At 60.8% G+C, this 19428-nt stretch carries 16 protein-coding genes and 1 pseudogene; 12 read left to right on the top strand and 5 right to left on the bottom strand.

The features are described 5' to 3' along the window. Positions 1 to 58: 58 nt before the first annotated feature. From HMPREF2993_RS07875 to HMPREF2993_RS07835, 9 genes and pseudogenes are all read left to right on the top strand, one after another. Entirely contained in the window at positions 59 to 946 is an 888-nt protein-coding gene (locus HMPREF2993_RS07875) for a cytochrome bc1 complex diheme cytochrome c subunit (RefSeq protein ID WP_070701808.1), read from the top strand. Beyond that, positions 943 to 2163, top strand: coding sequence for a cytochrome bc1 complex Rieske iron-sulfur subunit (locus HMPREF2993_RS07870; protein WP_070515785.1), 1221 nt, complete (start codon positions 943 to 945; stop codon positions 2161 to 2163). The genes HMPREF2993_RS07875 and HMPREF2993_RS07870 overlap by 4 nt, the downstream gene beginning before the upstream one ends. Beyond that, on the top strand, positions 2163 to 3785 hold the full coding sequence (locus tag HMPREF2993_RS07865; RefSeq protein WP_046647943.1) for a cytochrome bc1 complex cytochrome b subunit: 1623 nt from the start codon (positions 2163 to 2165) through the stop codon (positions 3783 to 3785). Before HMPREF2993_RS07870 ends, HMPREF2993_RS07865 begins: the two co-directional genes overlap by 1 nt. A 1472-nt stretch (positions 3786 to 5257) precedes the next feature. Further along, positions 5258 to 5893: a C40 family peptidase gene (locus HMPREF2993_RS07860; RefSeq protein ID WP_046648126.1), complete on the top strand. Its 636-nt coding sequence runs from the start codon at positions 5258 to 5260 to the stop codon at positions 5891 to 5893. A gap of 158 nt (positions 5894 to 6051) precedes the next feature. Further along, positions 6052 to 7122 (top strand): C40 family peptidase, encoded by a 1071-nt coding sequence (locus tag HMPREF2993_RS07855; RefSeq protein ID WP_070512419.1) that lies wholly within the window; start codon positions 6052 to 6054, stop codon positions 7120 to 7122. Between the two features lie 3 nt (positions 7123 to 7125). After that, complete coding sequence (locus HMPREF2993_RS07850; RefSeq protein ID WP_070515781.1) at positions 7126 to 8289, top strand: glycosyltransferase family 4 protein; 1164 nt, start codon at positions 7126 to 7128, stop codon at positions 8287 to 8289. After that, positions 8282 to 9238: an ROK family protein gene (locus HMPREF2993_RS07845; RefSeq protein WP_070701806.1), complete on the top strand. Its 957-nt coding sequence runs from the start codon at positions 8282 to 8284 to the stop codon at positions 9236 to 9238. Before HMPREF2993_RS07850 ends, HMPREF2993_RS07845 begins: the two co-directional genes overlap by 8 nt. A gap of 66 nt (positions 9239 to 9304) precedes the next feature. Then, positions 9305 to 10051, top strand: a complete 747-nt coding sequence (locus HMPREF2993_RS07840; protein ID WP_010190567.1) for a lysophospholipid acyltransferase family protein — start codon at positions 9305 to 9307, stop codon at positions 10049 to 10051. Between the two features lie 3 nt (positions 10052 to 10054). Further along, a pseudogene (locus HMPREF2993_RS07835) lies at positions 10055 to 11038 on the top strand (acyltransferase family protein); the annotation flags it as partial. A 35-nt stretch (positions 11039 to 11073) separates the two neighbouring features. On the opposite strand, the gene HMPREF2993_RS14040 reads toward HMPREF2993_RS07835, so the two are convergent. Continuing rightward, a complete protein-coding gene (locus HMPREF2993_RS14040; RefSeq protein WP_141758280.1) occupies positions 11074 to 12336 on the bottom strand; it encodes a glycosyltransferase 87 family protein in 1263 nt (420 codons plus the stop codon). A gap of 60 nt (positions 12337 to 12396) precedes the next feature. Here HMPREF2993_RS14040 and HMPREF2993_RS07830 point away from each other — a divergent pair, with 60 nt between their 5' ends. Both HMPREF2993_RS07830 and HMPREF2993_RS07825 read left to right on the top strand, forming a co-directional pair. Beyond that, a complete protein-coding gene (locus HMPREF2993_RS07830) occupies positions 12397 to 12903 on the top strand; it encodes a polyadenylate-specific 3'-exoribonuclease AS (RefSeq protein WP_010190562.1) in 507 nt (168 codons plus the stop codon). A 73-nt stretch (positions 12904 to 12976) separates the two neighbouring features. Beyond that, a complete protein-coding gene (locus tag HMPREF2993_RS07825; protein ID WP_070701802.1) occupies positions 12977 to 14365 on the top strand; it encodes a class II 3-deoxy-7-phosphoheptulonate synthase in 1389 nt (462 codons plus the stop codon). A gap of 27 nt (positions 14366 to 14392) precedes the next feature. On the opposite strand, the gene HMPREF2993_RS07820 is transcribed toward HMPREF2993_RS07825, so the two are convergent. Further along, the gene (locus tag HMPREF2993_RS07820) at positions 14393 to 15631 is read right to left on the bottom strand and encodes a protein kinase domain-containing protein (RefSeq protein WP_070701800.1); all 1239 of its coding nucleotides are present in this window, start codon (positions 15629 to 15631) and stop codon (positions 14393 to 14395) included. Between the two features lie 50 nt (positions 15632 to 15681). On the opposite strand from HMPREF2993_RS07820, the gene HMPREF2993_RS07815 reads away from it, so the two are divergent. Further along, positions 15682 to 16080 (top strand): Rv2175c family DNA-binding protein, encoded by a 399-nt coding sequence (locus HMPREF2993_RS07815; RefSeq protein ID WP_046647954.1) that lies wholly within the window; start codon positions 15682 to 15684, stop codon positions 16078 to 16080. Here the strand turns inward: HMPREF2993_RS07815 and HMPREF2993_RS07810 are convergent. The 3 genes from HMPREF2993_RS07810 to HMPREF2993_RS07800 are packed head-to-tail and all read right to left on the bottom strand — an operon-like array spanning position 16049 to position 19305. Further along, complete coding sequence (locus HMPREF2993_RS07810; RefSeq protein WP_070701798.1) at positions 16049 to 17596, bottom strand: alpha-(1->6)-mannopyranosyltransferase A; 1548 nt, start codon at positions 17594 to 17596, stop codon at positions 16049 to 16051. The genes HMPREF2993_RS07815 and HMPREF2993_RS07810 overlap by 32 nt on opposite strands. 1 nt (position 17597) lies before the next feature. After that, positions 17598 to 18689 carry a polyprenyl synthetase family protein gene (locus HMPREF2993_RS07805; protein ID WP_070701796.1) on the bottom strand — a complete coding sequence of 364 codons (1092 nt, stop codon included), beginning with the start codon at positions 18687 to 18689 and terminating at the stop codon, positions 17598 to 17600. Between the two features lie 43 nt (positions 18690 to 18732). Beyond that, entirely contained in the window at positions 18733 to 19305 is a 573-nt protein-coding gene (locus HMPREF2993_RS07800) for a GNAT family N-acetyltransferase (RefSeq protein WP_046647957.1), read from the bottom strand. Positions 19306 to 19428 lie beyond the last annotated feature (123 nt).

Here is a 19428-nt window from a genome sequence, read left to right as displayed (position 1 = left end):
GCCGGAGAATAGCCGGCCTACAATCATTCATCTCCATGTACGAGTTATCTAAAGGAAAATGATGGATAACATCCAGCAGCCCGCCGCAGTGGAGGACGCCACTGCCGCGGCTAAGAAGACCCGCCGTCGCCGCAAGGCGAAGCGCACGCTTGCTGGCGTCTTTGCACTGAGCATCGGTCTTACCGGCGCAGGTGTCTTGGCTTCCGCCCTGACCCCTGACGCGCAGGTGGCTACCGCCGCAAAGGATGACCAGGCACTCGTTCAAGAGGGCAAGGACATCTACGAAGTCGCTTGCATCACCTGCCACGGTGCCAACCTGCAGGGTATCCAGGACCGCGGCCCGTCCCTCGTTGGTATTGGCGCCGGCTCCGTGTACTTCCAGGTTCACTCCGGCCGTATGCCGATGATGTCGAACGACGCACAGGCTGAGCGCAAGACCCCGCGTTACACCGAGCAGCAGACGTTGGCGCTTGCCGCCTATGTTGCTGCCAACGGTGGCGGCGCTGACATCGTCTACGACGAGGATGGCTCCGTTGCGCAGGAGTCCCTGCGTGGTGCTAACTACAACGGCCAGATTCAGGCCGAGGACGTCGCCAAGGGCTCCGAGCTCTTCCGCATGAACTGCGCGTCCTGCCACAACTTCACCGGTAGGGGAGGCGCCCTTTCCTCCGGTAAGTTCGCTCCGCCGCTAGACCCGGCTAACGAGCAGGAGATCTACCAGGCAATGCTGACCGGCCCGCAGAACATGCCGAAGTTCTCCGACCGTCAGCTGACCGCAGATGAGAAGAAGGACATCATCGCCTACCTCAAGTCTGCGAAGGAAACCCCGTCTCCGGCTGGTTGGTCGCTCGGCGGCCTCGGCCCGGTGGCTGAGGGCCTGGCAATGTGGATCATCGGCATCAGCCTTCTGTGCGTTGCCGCTATGTGGATTGGATCTCGCTCATGAGCAACGTAAAGAAGAATTACTCTCGCAAAGAGCTCGATGCTATGAGCAACGACGAGCTCGCAGCCCTCGGTACCGAGCTGGACGATGTTACCGTTGCGTTCCGTAAGGAGCGCTTCCCGGTAGAGGGCGATCCCGCCGAGAAGCGTGCCGCTGCAAACGTCACCTTCTGGCTCATCATTTCCGTCCTGATGGGCATTGCCTTCCTGGCCGTCTACCTCTTCTGGCCGTGGGAGTACAAGATGCTGGGCGAGGACGGCCTGTGGTGGCACACCCTCTACACGCCGTTGCTGGGCCTGACCTCTGGTCTGTGCATCTTGGGCTTGGGCTTTGCCATCGTTCAGTACGTCAAGAAGATCCTCCCCGAGGAGATCTCGGTTCAGCGCCGCCACGACGGTCCTTCCGATGAAGTCGACCGCCGCACGCTGACCGCGCTTCTGAACGACTCCTGGAACACCTCGACTCTGGGTCGCCGTTCCACCATCAAGGGACTGCTTGGCGGTGCCAGCGTTCTGTTCGGCTTGACCGTGATTGCTCCGCTGGGTGGTGCCATCAACAACCCGTGGAAGAAGCGCCACGAGTTGAACTACATGGGTGACGGCACCCTGTGGACCTCCGGTTGGACTCTGCACGAGAAGGGCGTCAAGCTCTACCTCGCTCGCGATACCGGTACTATCGCCGAAATGCACGAAGGCGAGTCCGGCTCGCACTACACCACCCGTGGCGTCACCCGCCTGGTGCGCGTGCGTCCGGAGGATCTGGCTGCAGGCGGTATGGAGACTGTCTTCCCGCTGGCTGCGGAGGATGTCAACGACGGTGCAGAGTACTCCGAGGACAAGGACGTCTACGAGAACCACATGCACTCGATCCACGGTAACCGCAACGCTGTGATGCTCATCCGCCTGCGCAACGATGACGCCAAGAAGGCTATCGAGCGCAAGGGTCAGGAAGACTTCCACTACGGCGATTACTACGCCTACTCCAAGATCTGTACCCACATTGGTTGCCCGACCTCGCTGTACGAGGCACAGACCAACCGCATTCTCTGCCCGTGCCACCAGTCGCAGTTCGACGCGTTGCACTACGGTAAGCCGGTCTTCGGCCCGGCAGCCCGTGCACTGCCGCAGCTGCCGATTGATGTGGACGATGAGGGCTACCTCATTGCTAAGGGCAACTTCATCGAGCCCGTCGGACCTGCATTCTGGGAGCGTAAGTCATAATGAGTAACAAACTTGCACAGATGGGTAACAACATGGACGAGCGGTATTCCGCTGCCGGCGTCCTGCGTACCCAGCTCAACAAAGTCTTTCCCACTCACTGGTCCTTCATGCTCGGTGAGATGGCACTGTACAGCTTCATCATCCTGTTGCTGACCGGTATCTACCTCGCGCTGTTCTTCGATCCTTCAATTACGAAGGTCATCTACGACGGCGGATACACCCCGCTGAACGGCGTGGAGATGTCTCGCGCCTACGCAACGGCACTCGATATCTCCTTTGAGGTCCGCGGCGGTCTGTTTGTGCGCCAGATGCACCACTGGGCAGCACTCATGTTCATGATGTCCATGATTGCCCACATGCTGCGTATTTTCTTCACCGGCGCATTCCGTCGCCCGCGTGAGGCTAACTGGATTATCGGTTGCGCGCTTATCCTTCTGGGCATGGTCGAGGGCTTCCTCGGCTACTCCCTTCCGGATGACCTGCTCTCCGGTGTTGGTCTGCGAATCATGTCCGCCATCATCCTGGGTCTGCCGATCATCGGTACCTGGCTGCACTGGGCCATCTTCGGTGGCGACTTCCCGTCCGACCTCATGCTGGACCGTTTCTACATCCTGCACGTGCTGGTTATCCCGGGCATCATCCTGGGCCTTATCGCAGCACACCTCATCATGGTGTGGTTCCAGAAGCACACCCAGTTCCCTGGACCGGGTCGCGCTGAGAACAACGTCGTGGGTGTCCGTATTATGCCGGTCTTCGCCACCAAGGCAATCGGCATGGGCATGATGGTTGCCGGTGTCCTGGCGCTCATCTCCGGTCTCATGACGATTAACGCCATCTGGAACCTTGGCCCGTACAACCCGTCCCAGGTCTCCGCTGGTTCCCAGCCGGATATCTACATGCTGTGGACTGACGGTGTTGCTCGTGTCATGCCTGCATGGGAGCTCTACATCGGTAACTACACCATCCCGTCTGCGTTCTGGGTTGCACTGCTCTGTGGCCTGATGGTCGTTCTGCTCTTCGCCTACCCCTTCATTGAGAAGAAGTTGACTGGCGACGACGCTCACCACAACCTCCTGCAGCGCCCGCGTGACGTTCCGGTTCGCTCCGCTATCGGTGCAGCTGCCATCGTCTTCTTCCTGCTGGTAACGCTGTCTGGTGGTAATGACCACGTGGCACACTTCTTCCAGATCTCGCTGAATGCGATGACCTGGGTTGGCCGTATCGGTCTGATTGTCCTGCCGCCGATTGCATACTTCATGACCTACCGCATCTGCGTTGGTCTGCAGCGCTCCGACCGTGAGGTGCTGGAGCACGGTATCGAGACCGGTGTCATTAAGCAGCTGCCGAACGGTGCCTTCATCGAGGTTCACCAACCGCTTGGTCCGGTGGACGAGCACGGCCACCCGGTTCCGCTCGAGTACGCCGGCGCTCCGGTTCCGAAGCAGCTCAACCAGCTTGGTCTGGCCGACTCCGAGACTCAGGGCATCTTCTCTTCCGATGACTCCGCTATCGTCTCCCGAGTCAACGAAATTCGCCACGAGAACCACGCTGAGGAGGCGGAGATGTTCCGTCAGCTCAACGAGGCTAACCGCCGCGAAGACGAGGAGAATGGCCGCATCTAGCGCCATCACTCGCTGAAACACGCTCACAGAGCCCGTTCCTTTCTCCATCACACAGGAGAATAGGAACGGGCTTTTGCGTTCTCATTTCCTTTTGTCGCGGGGCTTCGAACTGGGCGCTTGGAGCCGGCCTGGTTCATTTGTTCATTTCGGAAGCTGAGCTAAGTCAGGAGGGCGTACTTGCACAAGGCATCTGACAAAAGGCATTTTTGGGTCTGAAGACGCCATCTGCCATGAGTAAATAGCGTTTTTAGCCGTCAGAACGCCTTACGACTGATGCCTTTTGCCAGACGCCTTTTGTCAGATGCCTCAGGCGTGTCAATAAAGGCCCCCAGACGTTGGGCGTTGGAGGAGCTCAAAGAAGGTAATCCGTTTCGCGAAGAGATGGGCAGTGCACTACGGAAAGGTCGTCGTGAACCGACCTGGGTCATGGGTGGGTGAGTAAACCTTGACGTCACTCTTGGCAGTATTGCCCAGTGTTGTTCGGCGGTGGGGCGGGATTTCTTCGCACTTAATTGGCCTACGTCAGGTTGGAGCTGTCTTGGTTGAAGAAGCATTAGACCCCGCCGCGAGCACGCTAGGTGAGCGCGAAGGGCGTCCCAGGGGAGTTCGTTAGATACAGCGTTCTTTCATGCCTAGGCCTCTAGAGCGTGTGCTTTAGGGTAGTTGTAAGGCCGTCTACGTACCCGCTGTCAGAGGAGCGGTCTGCGGGCGCCGAGCTGGGTGGGAGAGCGGGCTCGTAAGTTTTGGGTTGCTTGCCTGCCAAGGTGTTAACCCACAGTTAACCTCCTTGTAGTTTGTCTGATTTTCGGGAATCGAGGAGCGATACGGCGATGCGGAGGTCTCTCATTTGCTCGGGAGAGTGACGCGGTCGACATAAAAACCGCAGGAGAGAACCACTTTGTTGCATGGTTTCAGGAGAGGGTAGTGGGTCAAATGGGGTCGATGTGACGCCGAGTTACACGAGTGTGATGAAGGTTACATCGTATACTTTTGGACGCTCTTTGGGGCTTTAGGTCGGTGTTAAGGTCTAGCGGTGTGAAGTGAAAACCCCTCTGGGTTATTGCAGGTGAGGGCAAGTATCTGCCTGTCGTGCTTGTGTAATGAACTGGGGTCGTTGGGCGCCGTGTCGTTTAGGTTTCCATTTGATAACGGGACGGTAACGAAGCCGGTTTTACGTTTCTGACTCGACATCGCTCGTGATGATTTCGTAACCTATTCGAGACATTGAGTTACCGCCACGGTGTACACATCACCGGTGCTCAATACGAACTGAAGATTTAAGCGCCGCGTCTGGCCCCTCCTAAACATCCGGGGGCCGAGCGGAGATGGCCCTACAGGAACGGGTCATCGTCGAACGCTAGGCCCGCCCTTGGGTCAGAGCTTTTGTTCGCGTCATGTGGAGAGTAGTCATATGGATTGCCTTCTCCTAGTGAGCGAAAGTAGGCGCGCAGGAAGATTTGGAGTTTAAATTCGTGGCTAAGCACCGTCGTCAGGGCAACCTGAACACCCGTCGCATCGCATCCACTGCTGCTGTTGCTGCTACCGCAGCTGTTACCGTCCCTGCCGCTGCTAATGCGGCTGAGGTTGTCGTCCCGGAGACCGATATCCGCTTCGAGGTTGCTGGTCTGGAGAACGTCCCGAATATCAAGCAGCTGCCGAACATTGACCGTTACATCCCGGCCTTCAAGGCTGATCAGGGCGCGGGTTACGCCGCTGCTGTGGAGGCTCCGGTAGCTGAGGCTCCGGCGCCGGCACCGGTTCAGTCCGTGGGCGAGAAGGTTCTCGAGGCTGCTCGCTCCGCCGTCGGTTCCCCGTACGTCTATGGTGCCAACGGCCCGAGCGCTTTTGACTGCTCTGGTCTGACCTCGTGGGCTTATCGCCAGGCTGGCGTGTCCATTCCGCGCACCTCCCAGGCGCAGGCTTCTGCGGGTACCCCGGTGTCCCTCGATGCCCTGCAGCCGGGCGACATCATCGTCTACTACTCCGGTGCATCCCACGTTGGTATCTACACCGGCCACGGCACCATCATTGACGCGCTGAACTCCGGCACCCCGGTCGGCGAGCGCTCCCTGAACTACATGCCGATTCACTCCGCTGTTCGCTTCTAAGCGAACCTGGCGGTTTGGCTAACCCCTTCCGCTGCTCTTGCCATGTTGATGGCGAGGGTGGGGAAGGGGTTCGGCTATTCTAGAAGCCGTTATGCTTTTCCTTGACTGAGGGTATAATTCAGTCATCTATTAACCTTCTCTTAGTTTCGGGGGTATTCATGTCGCGTCGTGGCATTGCGTGTGCCGTCGCTGCAATCGTTGTGGGTGCGGCTCCGGTGGTCGTCCTGTCGCAATCTGCAGTGGCTCAAGAGTTCCTCCAGGAGCAACCGCAAGAAGCGGCAGGGGAGCAGGCACCCGAGGATCTGAGCGATCTCATTGAGCGCATGGCGGACGTCGCCCAGCGGGTTTCTGCCAAGGGTGAGGAAGTCAAGGGGCTTGAGGATGAGCTCGCAGAATCGGAGAAGGAGATCGGCGAGCTGGAACGCAAGGCTGAGGAGGCGCAGCGCAATTCCGAAGACGCCTCCGTGGTTGTCGCTGAGCAACAGCAGCGGATCGATTCCCTGGCGCAATCGCGCTACCGCCGAAGCGCGGCAACGCCAGTGTCGGCAGCCCTTGATGCCAACGACGTAGCCAGTGCGGTCGAGCGCATGGGGTACCTGGGGGCTTTGACGAGGGCTGCCAAGCGTGAAGAGGAAGCCATGGTGGCTGCCGCCGCCGCGGCCGACGAGGCGCATCAGCAGGCAGTCGATGCTACTGAGGAAGCGCGCCTCAAGCGCGACGAGCTGCAGGCACAGCGCGATGCGGTTCTCAAGGAGCAGGCTGACCTGGAAGAGCAGCAGAAGGAGCTCGAAACCAAGGTTGATGGCTTGAGCCCCGAGGCGCGCCAGGCATGGGTTGAGCACTTTGGCGGCTCTGCCGACCTTGACCTAGCTGCGTTGGCCGATGGTTCGGGGTCCGCCGCTGTCCAAGCAGCACTCACCCGCATTGGTGCCCCGTATGGCTGGGGAGCAACGGGCCCTGATGTGTTCGATTGTTCCGGCCTGATGGTGTGGAGCTATCAGCAGATGGGGAAGAGTATCCCGCGCACCTCGCAGGCGCAGATTGCCGGCGGCACCCCAGTACCGATCGATGAACTACAGCCCGGAGACATTGTGGGCTATTACGCCGGCATTACCCACGTGGGAATGTATATCGGCGACGGTCAGGTGGTTCACGCCTCCACCTATGGCGTTCCCGTGGCAGTGGTGCCGCTTCATTCCATGCCCGTTCAAGGCGCCGTCCGCTACTAGGCCATGGCGCGCACACTCCTAGTAACGAATGATTTCCCGCCCACCATCGGCGGGATTCAGTCTTATCTTCGAGATTTTCTGGCAACCCTCAACCCGGAGGACGTCGTCGTCTTCGCCTCGACCCAAGATGGTGACGCCGCTGCCGAGTATGACGCGACGCTGCCGTATACCGTGGTTCGCTGGCCACGCACCATCATGCTTCCGACACCAGCCACCGCGCGCCGGATGCAGAGTCTGATTCGTGAATACGATATCGAGACCGTGTGGTTTGGGGCGGCAGCCCCGCTTGCCCTTATGGCGCCGGAGGCCCGGGCGGCGGGCGCTCGCCGGATCGTTGCCACGACGCACGGTCACGAGGTGGGCTGGTCCATGCTTCCCATAGCCCGGCAGGCCCTGCGTCGCATTGGTCAGCATGCCGATGTCATCACGTATATCTCGGACTACACGCGTACCAGGTTGGAACCCGCGTTTGGTACCCATGCGCGCTGGGTGCACTTGCCTTCTGCGGTTAATCTGGAAGACTTCACTCCGGCCACGGAGGGAGAAAAGCAGAGCGCGCGGGAGCGCTTTGGACTCGGCCCAGGGCCCGTCATCGTGTGCATCTCCCGCTTGGTTCCCCGCAAAGGCCAGGACCAGCTCTTGCGGGCGATGCCGGCGGTACGGGCACGCTTCCCGGACGCCCAGGTACTCATCATCGGTCGCGGACGCTATGAGCAGACACTGCGCGAGCTAGCGCGTCTGTACTGCCCCGACGCGGTGTTGCAGGAGGCGCGGGACACCGAAGAATTGCAGTTGGCGCTTCATGCTGCCGATGTGTTTGCCATGCCGGCGCGCACGCGGGGTGGGGGACTCGACGTCGAGGGCCTCGGCATCGTTTACCTAGAAGCACAAGCGGCGGGGTTGCCGGTCATTGCGGGTGACTCCGGTGGTGCACCGGAAACAGTAACGTCCGAGACCGGCATCGTCGTGCGCGGCTCCTCAGTTCTGGAACTTGAGCAGGCCTTGTGCACGTTGCTTGGCGACGTCCCCGGGGCCCGCCGCATGGGGGCGGCAGGGCGCCGTCACGTGGAGGAGCACTGGACGTGGGAAATCATGGGCGCACGATTGCGTGAGGTTCTGGAATGTGATCGTGGGCAGGCCGGGGTATATCCTACTAGTCATGCTTGAACACACTTCCTCCGCTGACGGTGGCCACAGCGGCCTCACCATCGGGTTCGATATTGGTGGAACCAACTTGCGGGCCGCGGTGATTAATCCCGCCGGAGAGATTGTGGATTCGACAAGCGTCCCCACGGCCAGGGAAGCGCAGACACTCGAAGATGACATCGTGCGCTGCGTAGACAACTTGGCAGCATCCCATGACATCGAGGCCGTGGGCCTTGCCCTCGCGGGCTTTTTGGATCCCGAGTGTGAAGTTGTCCGCTTCGCCCCGCATTTGCCGTGGCGTAACGCCCCAGTACGCGAGATCCTCAGCAGGCGTTTGGACGTGCCGGTCCGCCTTGAGCATGACGCCAATTCAGCCGCGTGGGGCGAATGGCGCTTTGGCGCTGGGCGCGGTGCGAAGGACTGGGTCTTTTTTGCCGTGGGAACCGGCATTGGTGCCACGCTTTTTACTGACGGCACAATCTACCGAGGAGCTTTCGGTACCGCACCAGAGTTTGGGCACCTTGTTGTGTCACCGGGTGGGCGCCTGTGCTCCTGCGGCAAGCGTGGTTGCCTCGAGCGTTACGCCTCCGGCACCGCATTGCCGGATACCTGCGCGGATTTGCGCGGTGACTATGACACCGCCCTTCCCCTAAACCCCTCCGGCGAGGAGATCACTGCTGCGGCTCGGCAGGGTGATCCACTGGGCTTGGCCGTCATGGAGAACTTCGGCCAGTGGCTCGGGCGGGGGCTGTCCATGGTGGCGGATGTACTCGATCCAGAGCTGATTGTGATCGGCGGCGGGGTGTCCCAGGACGCGGATCTTTACCTGGATCGGGCGCGGGAATCTATGGCTAGCCAGATTGTCGGGGCCGGTCACAGGCCCCTGGCCCGAGTCGCAACTGCGAAGTTGGGTTCTGCGGCAGGTATGATCGGAGTCGCTGATCTCGCCCGCCAGGAGCACCGAGGTTAACACCGCACATTTTTCTTTCACCGGGCAGCACCGCCTGTTCGGCACATACAGATAGGACTATAAGCGATGCGAAACAAGTGGTACTGGGCCTTCAAGCACATCTTTTTCGGCCCGGCCCTACGAGTGTGGAACCGCCCATGGTCCGAAGGAATGGATCGCATCCCGGAGTCCGGCTCGGCTATCTTGGCCTCCTCCCACCAAGCGGTGATGGACTCTTTCTACTTCCCGCTTCTGTGCCCGCGGCAGATTACCTTCTTGGCAAAGAGCGAGTATTTCACCACCCCCGGCTTCGTCGGCCGCCTGCAAAAGTGGTTCTTTAGCTCGGTTGGGCAGGTGCCGATTGACCGCGTCAACAAGGAAGCCAGTGACGCGATGCTGGCGAGCGCGGAGCGCATTATCGGCCGCGGAGATCTTTTTGGCATCTACCCGGAGGGAACTCGCTCACCTGATGGGCGTATCTACAAGGGGCGCACCGGCATGGCGCGCATCGCGCTGACTACGGGTGAGAAGGTCATTCCCATCGCCATGATCAATACTCGGAAGGCCAACCCGATCGGTTCGTGGATTCCGCGCCCGGTTCGCGTCGGCATGCGCGTGGGAGAGCCCATCGACCCCCGAGTATGGGCCGCTGAGCGCAACCTCGACCCGCAGGATCACGCCACCGCGCGGGCCTTTACGGATTACGTGATGAAGCAACTCTCGGAGTTGACGGGCGAACCTTATGTCGACGTCTACGCCTCTGATGTCAAGGCTTCTCTGCAAGCCGGACACGGCTACCCGGAAGGGGCCGAGCCCGGTTCGGAGGCGCGGTAATCAGTGACTTCCTCCCCCAAACAGCGATTAGCTTGGCCCGATGTAGCAAAGGGGATCTCCATCCTGGGCGTCGTGCTGTTGCACATTACGCTCACGGTTCCGGAATCCAAGGACACGTGGCTGGCTGCCTTTAACGTGTGGCTGGACCCCTTGCGCTTGCCTTTGTTCTTTTTGGTGAGCGGCTTCTTCGCGCAAAAGGTGTTTCGCTTCAGCTTTGCGGAGCTTTTCACGCGCCGCCTGTGGTACTTCCTCGTGCCTTATGTGGTGTGGGTGCTCGTGGAGCAGCAGACTAAGCGCGTGGAGTATCACTGGGTATTCGGGGATCCTATTTTCGATGTTGATCAGATGGCCGCGAGCCTCCTAGTGGGGCATTCCATGGCTTGGTTCCTGCACGCGCTGATTCTGTTCAATATCTTCCTCTGGTGCGTACGCAAGCTGCCCGGGTGGGCAGCGATGGCGTTGAGCTTTACCCCGATTCTGTTCATCGCTTGGCAGGCGCAGTACACCTCGATTGCAAAAGCCATCATGTTCCTCCCAGTATTCGTTGGTGCTGCTTATTTCCGGGATGCCATTGCCGCATTCGCCGCCGCCATCGAGGCACCGTTTAGGGGAACGTGGGATCACCGTAGCTTCTGGGCATATTCCGGGATGACCGTGGCCTATGCCATCGGATTTTTCATCCGCCGCGCGTGGGATAACTACGCAGGGGAAGTCGATGTCACCTGGCTGCTACCTGGCGCGGAGGCGCTGGTGCGGGATGACGTTCACATCCTCGTCCGCATGGTAGAGCAGTTCTTCGAGGTTCCGCTTGGAATCGCGGTGGCGGTAGCGGTGTCTTATATTCCGGTCCTGTCCACTGGCCTGCGTTTTATCGGTTCGCACACGCTGCCCATCTACCTGGGGCACCCCATTGGCTTGACGGTTCTTTATAGTTACCCCATGGCGCTCCACCCGCGGGAGGTCACCCTGGCGGGTCAATGGCCACTGGAAAACACCTGGTTTTGGCTCAGCATGTGCGTGCTCTATTGCGCTGTTGCGTCCTTGGCTCTATGGGCCCTAGGCAAGGTGCCCGTCTTGGGCTGGACGCTGACCCCACCGCCGATCGGTGCCAGTCGGCGGAAGAAGGAACCTTTCTCCGCAGGCGTGAGCTTGAGCCAGCAGCTCAACGCAACGAAGAATACGACAAGCAAGAAGTAGTCATTGCCCGGAATCTGCTGCCACCACGACCACGTCAGTTCCAGTTGCTCGCCGTGGGGGACAAGCCAGTGACCGCGCGCTACCAGAACCAGCCATGTGAGGCCGGCAATGAACCAGCGGCGGCGGGCAGTCAGATACACCGCTGCCAAGCACAGCCACGTGAAGTGGTGCGACCACGAGACAGGTGAACACAGCAGCGCTGCCGACGAGGCCAGCAGCAGAAGCTCAATCTCTGAGGATGTGCGCTCCATGACCCACCACAACGTCGCCACGATGATGAGGCACCCGATAATCCAGAGGGCTGTTGTCTGCTCAGGAATGACGCGGCTGAGCACGCCCCGGAGTGATTGATTGCTCGAGTAGGCCAGCCCACCGATGCGGGAGGAATCCCGGATGGTATCGGTCCAATACACCGCGGAGCTCGCTGGGGAGGCGAGGTAGCCCACCACGCCGCAGGCAACAAAAGCCCCCACCGCCGTGGCAAGAGCGTGCCAGTCGCGGCGAACGAAAAACACGGCGAGGAAGACCGCGGGGGTGAGCTTGATAGCGATAGCTGCGCCTGTCAGAATTCCACGCCATGGGTTGCGGGGCCTCAGTATCAGGCAATCCACAATGACTGCCGCGGTCAACAGGAGGTTTACTTGACCGAAGCTGAGTGTCTCAGTAATCGGCTCCGTCAGCAAGCAGGCGCACAATGCCCACGAGGACCACCAACCGGGCCTGTGAGTGGTGCAGCTTCGAGAGAGGACGGCGTAGAGGCAGACCCAGAGCGCTGCCACCGATGCCGCAGTGAGAAGAATGGACAGTGGCCACAACGGTAGCCATGACACCATGGCGAAAAGCGCTGCGGCAAAAGGCGGGTACGTGAACGGCAGCGAAAAACCGTTGTCGAGGACATAGCTTTGGGCGTACAGATTCTCTCCGTGTAGCAGCGCGCGTCCTCCCTCACGATAAACATCGAGGTCAATGTGGTAGGAAGGCACAATGCTGCCACTGCTGAACAACGCCGCAGGCTGAATAATCCATGCCACGGAGGCCAGCCCTACTATGAACAAGGGGAGAAGGGGAGAGGAAAGGGCTTTCTTCACGCTGCTGAGTATAGGCCCCAGTGCTAAGGCGACTATAGGCGGCAGACTAGGATACGGGGCGTGCGCTACTTCTACGACACCGAATTCATTGAGGACGGATCGACCATTGAGCTGGTCTCCATCGGAATTGTCGGGGAAGACGGAAGCGAGTACTACGCGGTATCCACAGATTTCGATCCTGCGAAGGCTAATGCGTGGGTGCGGGAGAACGTCTTGGATAAATTACCAAGCCCCGCAGACCCAGTCTGGAAATCGCGCGAGACCATCCGCGAAGAGCTCTTGAAATTCTTGGGCCGGCATTCCACGCCTATCGAGCTGTGGGCTTGGGTAGGAGCCTATGACCACGTTGTTCTCGCGCAACTATGGGGAGACATGGCCAGCTTGCCCAAGGGGATGCCGCGATATACCCGGGAGCTGAAGCAGTATTGGGAGTTTGCCGGCCGCCCTAAACTACCTCCAGTGCCCAATGGCAACCATGATGCGTTGGTCGACGCCCGCCATAACCTGGCCAAGTTTCGAGTCTGCGAGCAGCATTTGCCGCTGACGAGGGGCAACCGCGTACATTAAACGTGAATTAATACCGCAGCCGAAAAGACCATTAACTAACGCGTGACAGGCCCAAGATGGTTAAATACTGGGTGTGAGTTGGACAGTAGATATTCCCAAAGAAGTGCTTCCTGATCTGCCGCCGCTGCCGGAGGGGATCAATGAGAAGTTCCAGGACGCCATTTCCCGCGAGGCGAAGCAGCAGCCGGGCTGGGATCAGCTGCAGGCTGATAACGTCCGCAAGATTCTTGAATCCGTACCGCCTATCGTCGTGGCCCCGGAGGTTGAGGATCTCAAGCGCAAGCTTGCCGACGTCGCCTTGGGCAAAGCCTTCCTTCTCCAGGGCGGCGATTGCGCGGAGACCTTCGAATCCAACACTGAGCCGCACATCCGCGGCAACATCAAGACGCTGCTACAGATGGCCGTGGTGTTGACTTACGGCGCGTCCACCCCAGTGGTGAAGCTGGGCCGTATCGCCGGCCAGTACGCGAAGCCGCGCTCCTCTGATTTGGACTCGAACGGTCTGTACAACTACCGCGGTGACATCGTCAATGGAGTGGAGGCCAACGAGGAATCCCGCCGTCACGATCCCGCCCGCATGATTCGCGCCTACGCAAACTCCTCGGCGGCTATGAATCTGGTCCGCGCGCTGACGCATTCTGGAACCGCGGACCTTTACCGCCTCCACGAGTGGAACCGCGAATTCGTGGCCAACTCCCCGGCGGGTGCTCGCTACCAGGCTTTGGCCGATGAGATTGAAAACGGCCTGGCGTTCATGAATGCCTGTGGCGTGTCCGATGAAACCTTGCGCTCGGCGGAGATCTACTGCTCTCACGAAGCCCTGTTGAAGGATTACGAGCGTTCCATGCTGCGCTTGGGTACGGACTCTAACGGCGAGACCAAGCTTTATGACCTGTCCGCGCACCAGCTGTGGATTGGTGAGCGTACCCGTGGTCTCGACGACTTCCACGTAGCGTTTGCTTCCATCATCGGCAACCCCGTGGGAATCAAGCTTGGCCCCGGCGTGACGCCGGAGCAGGCAGTGGAGTACGCGGAGAAGCTTGACCCGAACCGTGAGCCGGGCCGCCTCACCATGATCGCGCGCATGGGCCACGATAAGGTGCGCTCCGTGCTGCCCCCGATCATCAAGGCAGTGGAGGACTCCGGCCACAAGGTGGTGTGGCAGTCCGATCCGATGCACGGAAACACCTTCACGGCGTCGAACGGTTACAAGACCCGCCACTTCGACAAGATCGTCGACGAGGTCCAGGGCTTCTTCGAGGTACACCGCGAGTTGGGCACCCACCCGGGCGGCGTGCACCTGGAGTTCACCGGTGAGGACGTCACCGAGTGCCTCGGCGGCGCTGAGGACATCACGGACGTGGACCTGCCGGGTCGCTACGAGTCTGCCGTGGACCCGCGCCTGAACACCCAGCAATCGCTGGAGCTGTCCTTCCTCATCGCAGAAATGCTGCGCAACTAGAGTCTGCGCAGCGTCTAGCTGCGCAGACTAGTACGGCCTCCAGAGAATCGGCCAGGTGCCGTATTCTCCGGATCCAAACCACCAGGCGGCCACGGCGACAGCCAAGGTGGCGAGGCCGACGAGGACGAGGAACCCGATGAGCCCGACCGTGCTGCGGTTGCTCAACGGACGTTCCTCCGGCTCCTCTTCGGCCCCGGCCGCATATGGTTCTGGCACGGCGGGGGAGGGCGCCGGGGTGTCTACCGGTGCGGCAGGCAGGGGGAAAGCGTCCTCGCGGGTTTCCGCCCGTGTTTCACGCGTGGGGGAATCGGGCGAGGGGATTGCAGAGGTTGCTTCGAAGACACGCGTATTGTCTGTTCCCGAAAAGTCTGTAGGCACTGCAGCGGTACGTGCGGCGGCCGAGTTTCGCGGGACGGGGACCGTGAACTGTGGCAGTTGCAGCTCCCGGGAAACGTCATCCAAAGCATCGAGGAATTCACCCGCGTCTGCAAAGCGTTCGGCTGGGTTACGTGCGGTGGCGGTGGCCACGAGGGCGTCGAAAAGCATCGGCACCCCCTCAATGCGTGAAGATGGTGCCACCACATCCGCGTGCACGCGCGCGGTGGCGTGCGCAAGCGGGGTATCACCGTGGAAGGGGACTGTGCCCGTCAGCAACTCGAACAGGACGATTCCAGCCGAGTAGACATCGGAAGCCGGCGTGATATCCGCGCCAGTGACTTGCTCGGGGGAGAGGTAGCTGACGGTACCGACGATCTGGCCGGAGCTATCATGCTCCGCCTTTGCGGAGCGCACCAAGCCGAAGTCACCCACCTTGACTCGGTGGTTATCGGTGATGAGAACGTTATCCGGCTTGATATCGCGGTGCACGAGGCCTGCGCGGTGGACTTCGGTGAGCCCGGCCAAGACCGAGTGCATCACGCCGGCCGCAGCGTGCGGCGGCATGGGTCCGCGTTCCGCAAGGAGCTCGCGCAACGTGCCGCCGGTGATGAGCTCCATGATGAGATAGATGGGCAAACCATCCGCGGAAAAGTCATGCACGGCGACGAGATTGGGGTGGCTCAGCTGCGCCATCGCGCGGGCCTCGCGCTTAAAGCGGGTGACGAAGACGGGGTCGTCGTGATAGCGCTCATCCATCACCTTGGCAGCTACTGCGCGGCCCAAACGCATGTCCACGCAGCGATACACAGTGGACATGCCGCCGCGAGCGATCGGCTGATCAATGCGGTAGCGTCCTTCAAGAATGTCGCCCACGTTCAGCCTTGTCATGGATTCCAGTATGGCTGATCGGCGCCCGAAAGTGTGATCCGGCTACAGTTGTGTCCGTGACTAATTCTGAGAACACCGTTGAGAATTCCCACCCTGAGCTTCCGCAACTTCTCGCCGGAGAGAAGCTGCTGACGCTTAAAGAGGTAGCTGAAAAACTCGATCTGCCCATTACTCGCGTCTTCGATCTGCTCAATGCCCGGAAGTTCATCGCGTGGCGGGACGCCGAAGGCCAGCGCCTCGTCCCGGAAGCGTTTTTCAATGCCAAGGGCGTCATTTCCAAGCACGTGTCCGGCGTCATCACTGTTCTTTCGGACAACGGCTGGGGTGACAACGAGATCCTGGCGCATCTTTTTACCGAGGACGAGTCCCTACCGGGCCGCCCCATCGACGCGCTGCACGGCCACCTCGCGCGGGAGGTTATTCGGCGCGCGCAGGCTTCGGCGTTTTAGGCGCTGTCGTCGCACCTGCCGCATTCGGTTCAGCGGTGGTGCGTGGAACACCGTCGAAAATCCATTGTGTGGCCAACCATGCCACGACCACCATCGCAATCACCCAGAACCAGTTGTAGAGCTGGTGATTGCCGTCGCCGGCGAAGGCTACACCAATAAAGAGAGCTGCGCCGGTGGTGAGCTTGATGAGCGGTAGTGGTGGGCGAAAGGTTCCCATGAGCGTGAGTACTGAGGCGTAGTACCACGGCAGCGTCACAGAGTTGAAGACGAACGCCACCTGGTAGGCCGCGGCCGTGGCGGCAATGGCGCGGCGCACGCCCGTGCGCCCCCACCACCACACAAGGACAAGGCCCAGGAGCATCAGAAGCATCGCGGCCGAGCGCAGCACGGTGAGCACACCGTTATAGGTGGTGTCGGGGGAGAAGACCTGGATGAGCGGCACGAGTATGTCAGCGAGCAGGGTGGGGCCGGCCAAGGGGTTGATGACCTTCGAGTTGCCACTGATCTGAGACAGCCAACCCCACGAGCTTCCCGACGCCCACGTGATCGCCGCCACCGCCAACGCGACCTCCGCCACGGCGATAACGCCGGATAGTAGAAAGAACCCGACGCGCTTGAGCGGCTTCGTTCCCTTCGGCGCCCAATGGTGCAGCATGAGCCACACGATAAACGGCGCGGCGAAGACGGCGGTGGCCTTGAGGGACACTGCCACGCCAACGAGTATGAGGCTGAGGTGGAACTTGTGGTGCACAGCAGCGAGAAGGCCCAGCGATACCAGCCCCACCATGACTGATTCGTTGTGCATGCCGCCGATGAGGTGCAAAATCATCACCGGATTCGCCACTCCCAACCAGAGTGCTAGGGCGGGATCGCCGCCAATGCTTCGGGCTAGGCGTGGAATTGACCAGGCGATGGCTGCAAAACCAAGGACGGAAATTGCCTTGTAGACGATGATGCCCGCAGCAACGTTATCGCCCACCAGGTGGGTTACCCCGTTGCCCATCCACAGGTGTAGCGGCCCATAGGGCGTAGTGGTGTTGCGCCAGTCGTGAGAGACCTCGAGCAGGAAGGGACCGGGGTTAACGGCCGCGCCCTCGACGTAGGGGTCGAAACCATCGCGCACCATCGCGCCTTGCATCAGGTAGGAGTACACGTCCCGGGAAGCCAGCGGTGCGGCGCACAGCAGCGGGGTGACCCAGCAGATCAACATCCGGCGGATGTCTGCCAATGCGCCGTCTGGTTGCGGGTTCTTGAGCTGTGGGGCGATGAAGTGGCGGCCCGCCAACACCCATGCGGCGACGAGGCCAAACAGGCCAACCCAGTAGAGGACCATGCCAATGTTGCGGCCGTGGCCATAGGCAAGGAAGCTGATGTTGAGCGCCTCAAGAAAACCTCCGCGATTCCGGGTCGCGCCGCCGGAGAAGGAGGCGAGCGCAAGGACGATCGCGGAGCCGATGCCTAGAGGCAGAGGGTGGGGAATGCGCAGGGGCACGCGCGTGGATGCGGAGCGGGCCATGCTACATCCGGCGGGCCGTGGACTTGTGAGCAAGTTCTTCCAAGACCGCCGTGACCTCGGGGTCAACCTGCGCGTTGTGCAGATGATCGAGGCCGGAACGCGTGAGATCGCGGATGCGCTGCTCGACGACGTCCGGCGCACCGGAATCAGCAATGATCTGCGCCATGCGGGCAATGTCTGCGGGGTCCTCCGTCTGCCCGATGAGGCGGCGAAGCTCAGCGGCGGCTGCGGGCTCGGTGGCGTCCGCGCGCTGCAGGGCCAGGGACAACAGAACCGTGCGCTTGCCTTCGCGCAGATCGTCTCCGGCGGGCTTGCCGGTGATAGCCGGGTCACCGAAGACGCCGAGCAAATCATCGCGCAGCTGGAAGGCGACGCCGATGTCCTGGCCGTAACCGCGGAAGGCAGCAACGAGTTTTTCGGGTGCGCCCGCTATAACGGCGCCCAGATGGAGGGGGCGCTCGATGGTGTACGCGGCAGTCTTGAACCGGTTCACCGAGTCCGCCAACGTGGCGTCCTCGGAGCCGGCGGCTTCCAGAGAGATGTCCAGAATCTGGCCGCCGATGACTTCGCGGCGCATTGCCCGCCATGGTGCGCGGGCGCGCGCCAGCGCCTCGGGGCTCAAGCCGGAATCTTGAAGCATGTCTTCCGCCCAGACCAGGGCCATGTCACCGATGAGGATGGCCAGCGATTGCCCGAAGAAATCAGCGTCGCCGCTGAGCCCGAGCTCGCGGTGGTGCGCAGCAACGCCGCGATGGACAGTGGGGTTGCCGCGCCGGGTATCGGAAGCATCCACGATGTCGTCGTGGATAAGTGCACAGGCCTGAACGAACTCCAAGGACGAGGCAGCGCGGAGCATTGCCTGCGGGGACTCAGTGCCGTCGAGCCCGTGCGCACCGACAAAACCTGCCCACGCGTAGAGGGGGCGAATGCGCTTGCCGCCGTCCAGGACGAAGGAATCCAAATAGGAGATCGCGTCGGCCACCGGAGAGCCGATGGCCGCGATGGCGTCGCGCTGACTGTCCAAGAAAAGCTTAAGCTCCTCGCGCACGGCTGCGGGGATGTCGTTCAAGGAAGGTATCTGCGGTGTAGTCACGCCTGCTACTTTACCTGGGTAGCTATGCCGGATTGCCGCCAGGTTAAGCGGTGTCGGCTGGTGTCAGCGGCACCGTCGATTGCAGGATGGCGAAGGGGCGCGCATCGGCGGGGTAGTAGAGCTGGCGAAGGAAATCACTAAACCCCATTTTGCGGTAGAGGCCGAAGGCGGAGTTTGCCTCGTTGGGAACTTCCGGAGTGGAAAGCAGGATGTAGCGCGCGGGTAGATTCCACGCTAAGGCTTCGAGCAGTGCGCGCCCTAAGCCGCGCCCCTGTTCTCCAGGCAGCACGTGAATCTCCGCCAGCTCGAAATAGTTGTGGAGAATGTCTTCTTGTTCCGGGGTTGGTCCGCCACTGGCGGTGAGCGCTCGGCGAAGCTGTTTGTCCCACCACGTGTCCGGAGAGCCAAGGAAGCCGTAGGCAAAGCCTGCAATGCCGTAGTCGGTGGTGGCCACGACGCAGGAAAACCCTGGGCGTATGAGATCTGCGCGCCACCGCGAGATGGAGACGTCGCGCACTGACTGGCTGTAGCCCATTGCCGCGATGTAGATATCCACCAAGCGCGGGACAGCAATGGCGAACTCTTGGGGGCTTAGGCGGCGCAGCGTGTAACTCACATCTCTAATAACAGCAGATTCTTCAGGCATGTGAAAGCGCACAGAGAAACTATCTTCTGCACATCCAACCGCCGAGGAGTCGGAGTACGTGTTCGAAAAGGGAAGAAATATCGCCCATCCCTA

It is taken from the genome of Corynebacterium sp. HMSC068G04, from assembly GCF_001814885.1.
In the GTDB taxonomy this organism is placed as follows: domain Bacteria; phylum Actinomycetota; class Actinomycetes; order Mycobacteriales; family Mycobacteriaceae; genus Corynebacterium; species Corynebacterium hiratae.
This window is presented reverse-complemented; position numbering and strand designations above follow the sequence as displayed.

Excerpts from the sequence above, each read along its gene's own strand:
- HMPREF2993_RS07875 (WP_070701808.1), top strand. The coding sequence starts at position 59 with ATGATGGATAACATCCAGCAGCCCGCCGCAGTGGAGGACGCCACTGCC.
- HMPREF2993_RS07870 (WP_070515785.1), top strand. The coding sequence starts at position 943 with ATGAGCAACGTAAAGAAGAATTACTCTCGCAAAGAGCTCGATGCTATG.
- HMPREF2993_RS07865 (WP_046647943.1), top strand. The coding sequence starts at position 2,163 with ATGAGTAACAAACTTGCACAGATGGGTAACAACATGGACGAGCGGTAT.
- HMPREF2993_RS07855 (WP_070512419.1), top strand. The coding sequence starts at position 6,052 with ATGTCGCGTCGTGGCATTGCGTGTGCCGTCGCTGCAATCGTTGTGGGT.
- HMPREF2993_RS07850 (WP_070515781.1), top strand. The coding sequence starts at position 7,126 with ATGGCGCGCACACTCCTAGTAACGAATGATTTCCCGCCCACCATCGGC.
- HMPREF2993_RS07845 (WP_070701806.1), top strand. The coding sequence starts at position 8,282 with ATGCTTGAACACACTTCCTCCGCTGACGGTGGCCACAGCGGCCTCACC.
- HMPREF2993_RS07840 (WP_010190567.1), top strand. The coding sequence starts at position 9,305 with ATGCGAAACAAGTGGTACTGGGCCTTCAAGCACATCTTTTTCGGCCCG.
- HMPREF2993_RS07820 (WP_070701800.1), bottom strand. The coding sequence starts at position 15,631 with ATGACAAGGCTGAACGTGGGCGACATTCTTGAAGGACGCTACCGCATT.
- HMPREF2993_RS07810 (WP_070701798.1), bottom strand. The coding sequence starts at position 17,596 with ATGGCCCGCTCCGCATCCACGCGCGTGCCCCTGCGCATTCCCCACCCT.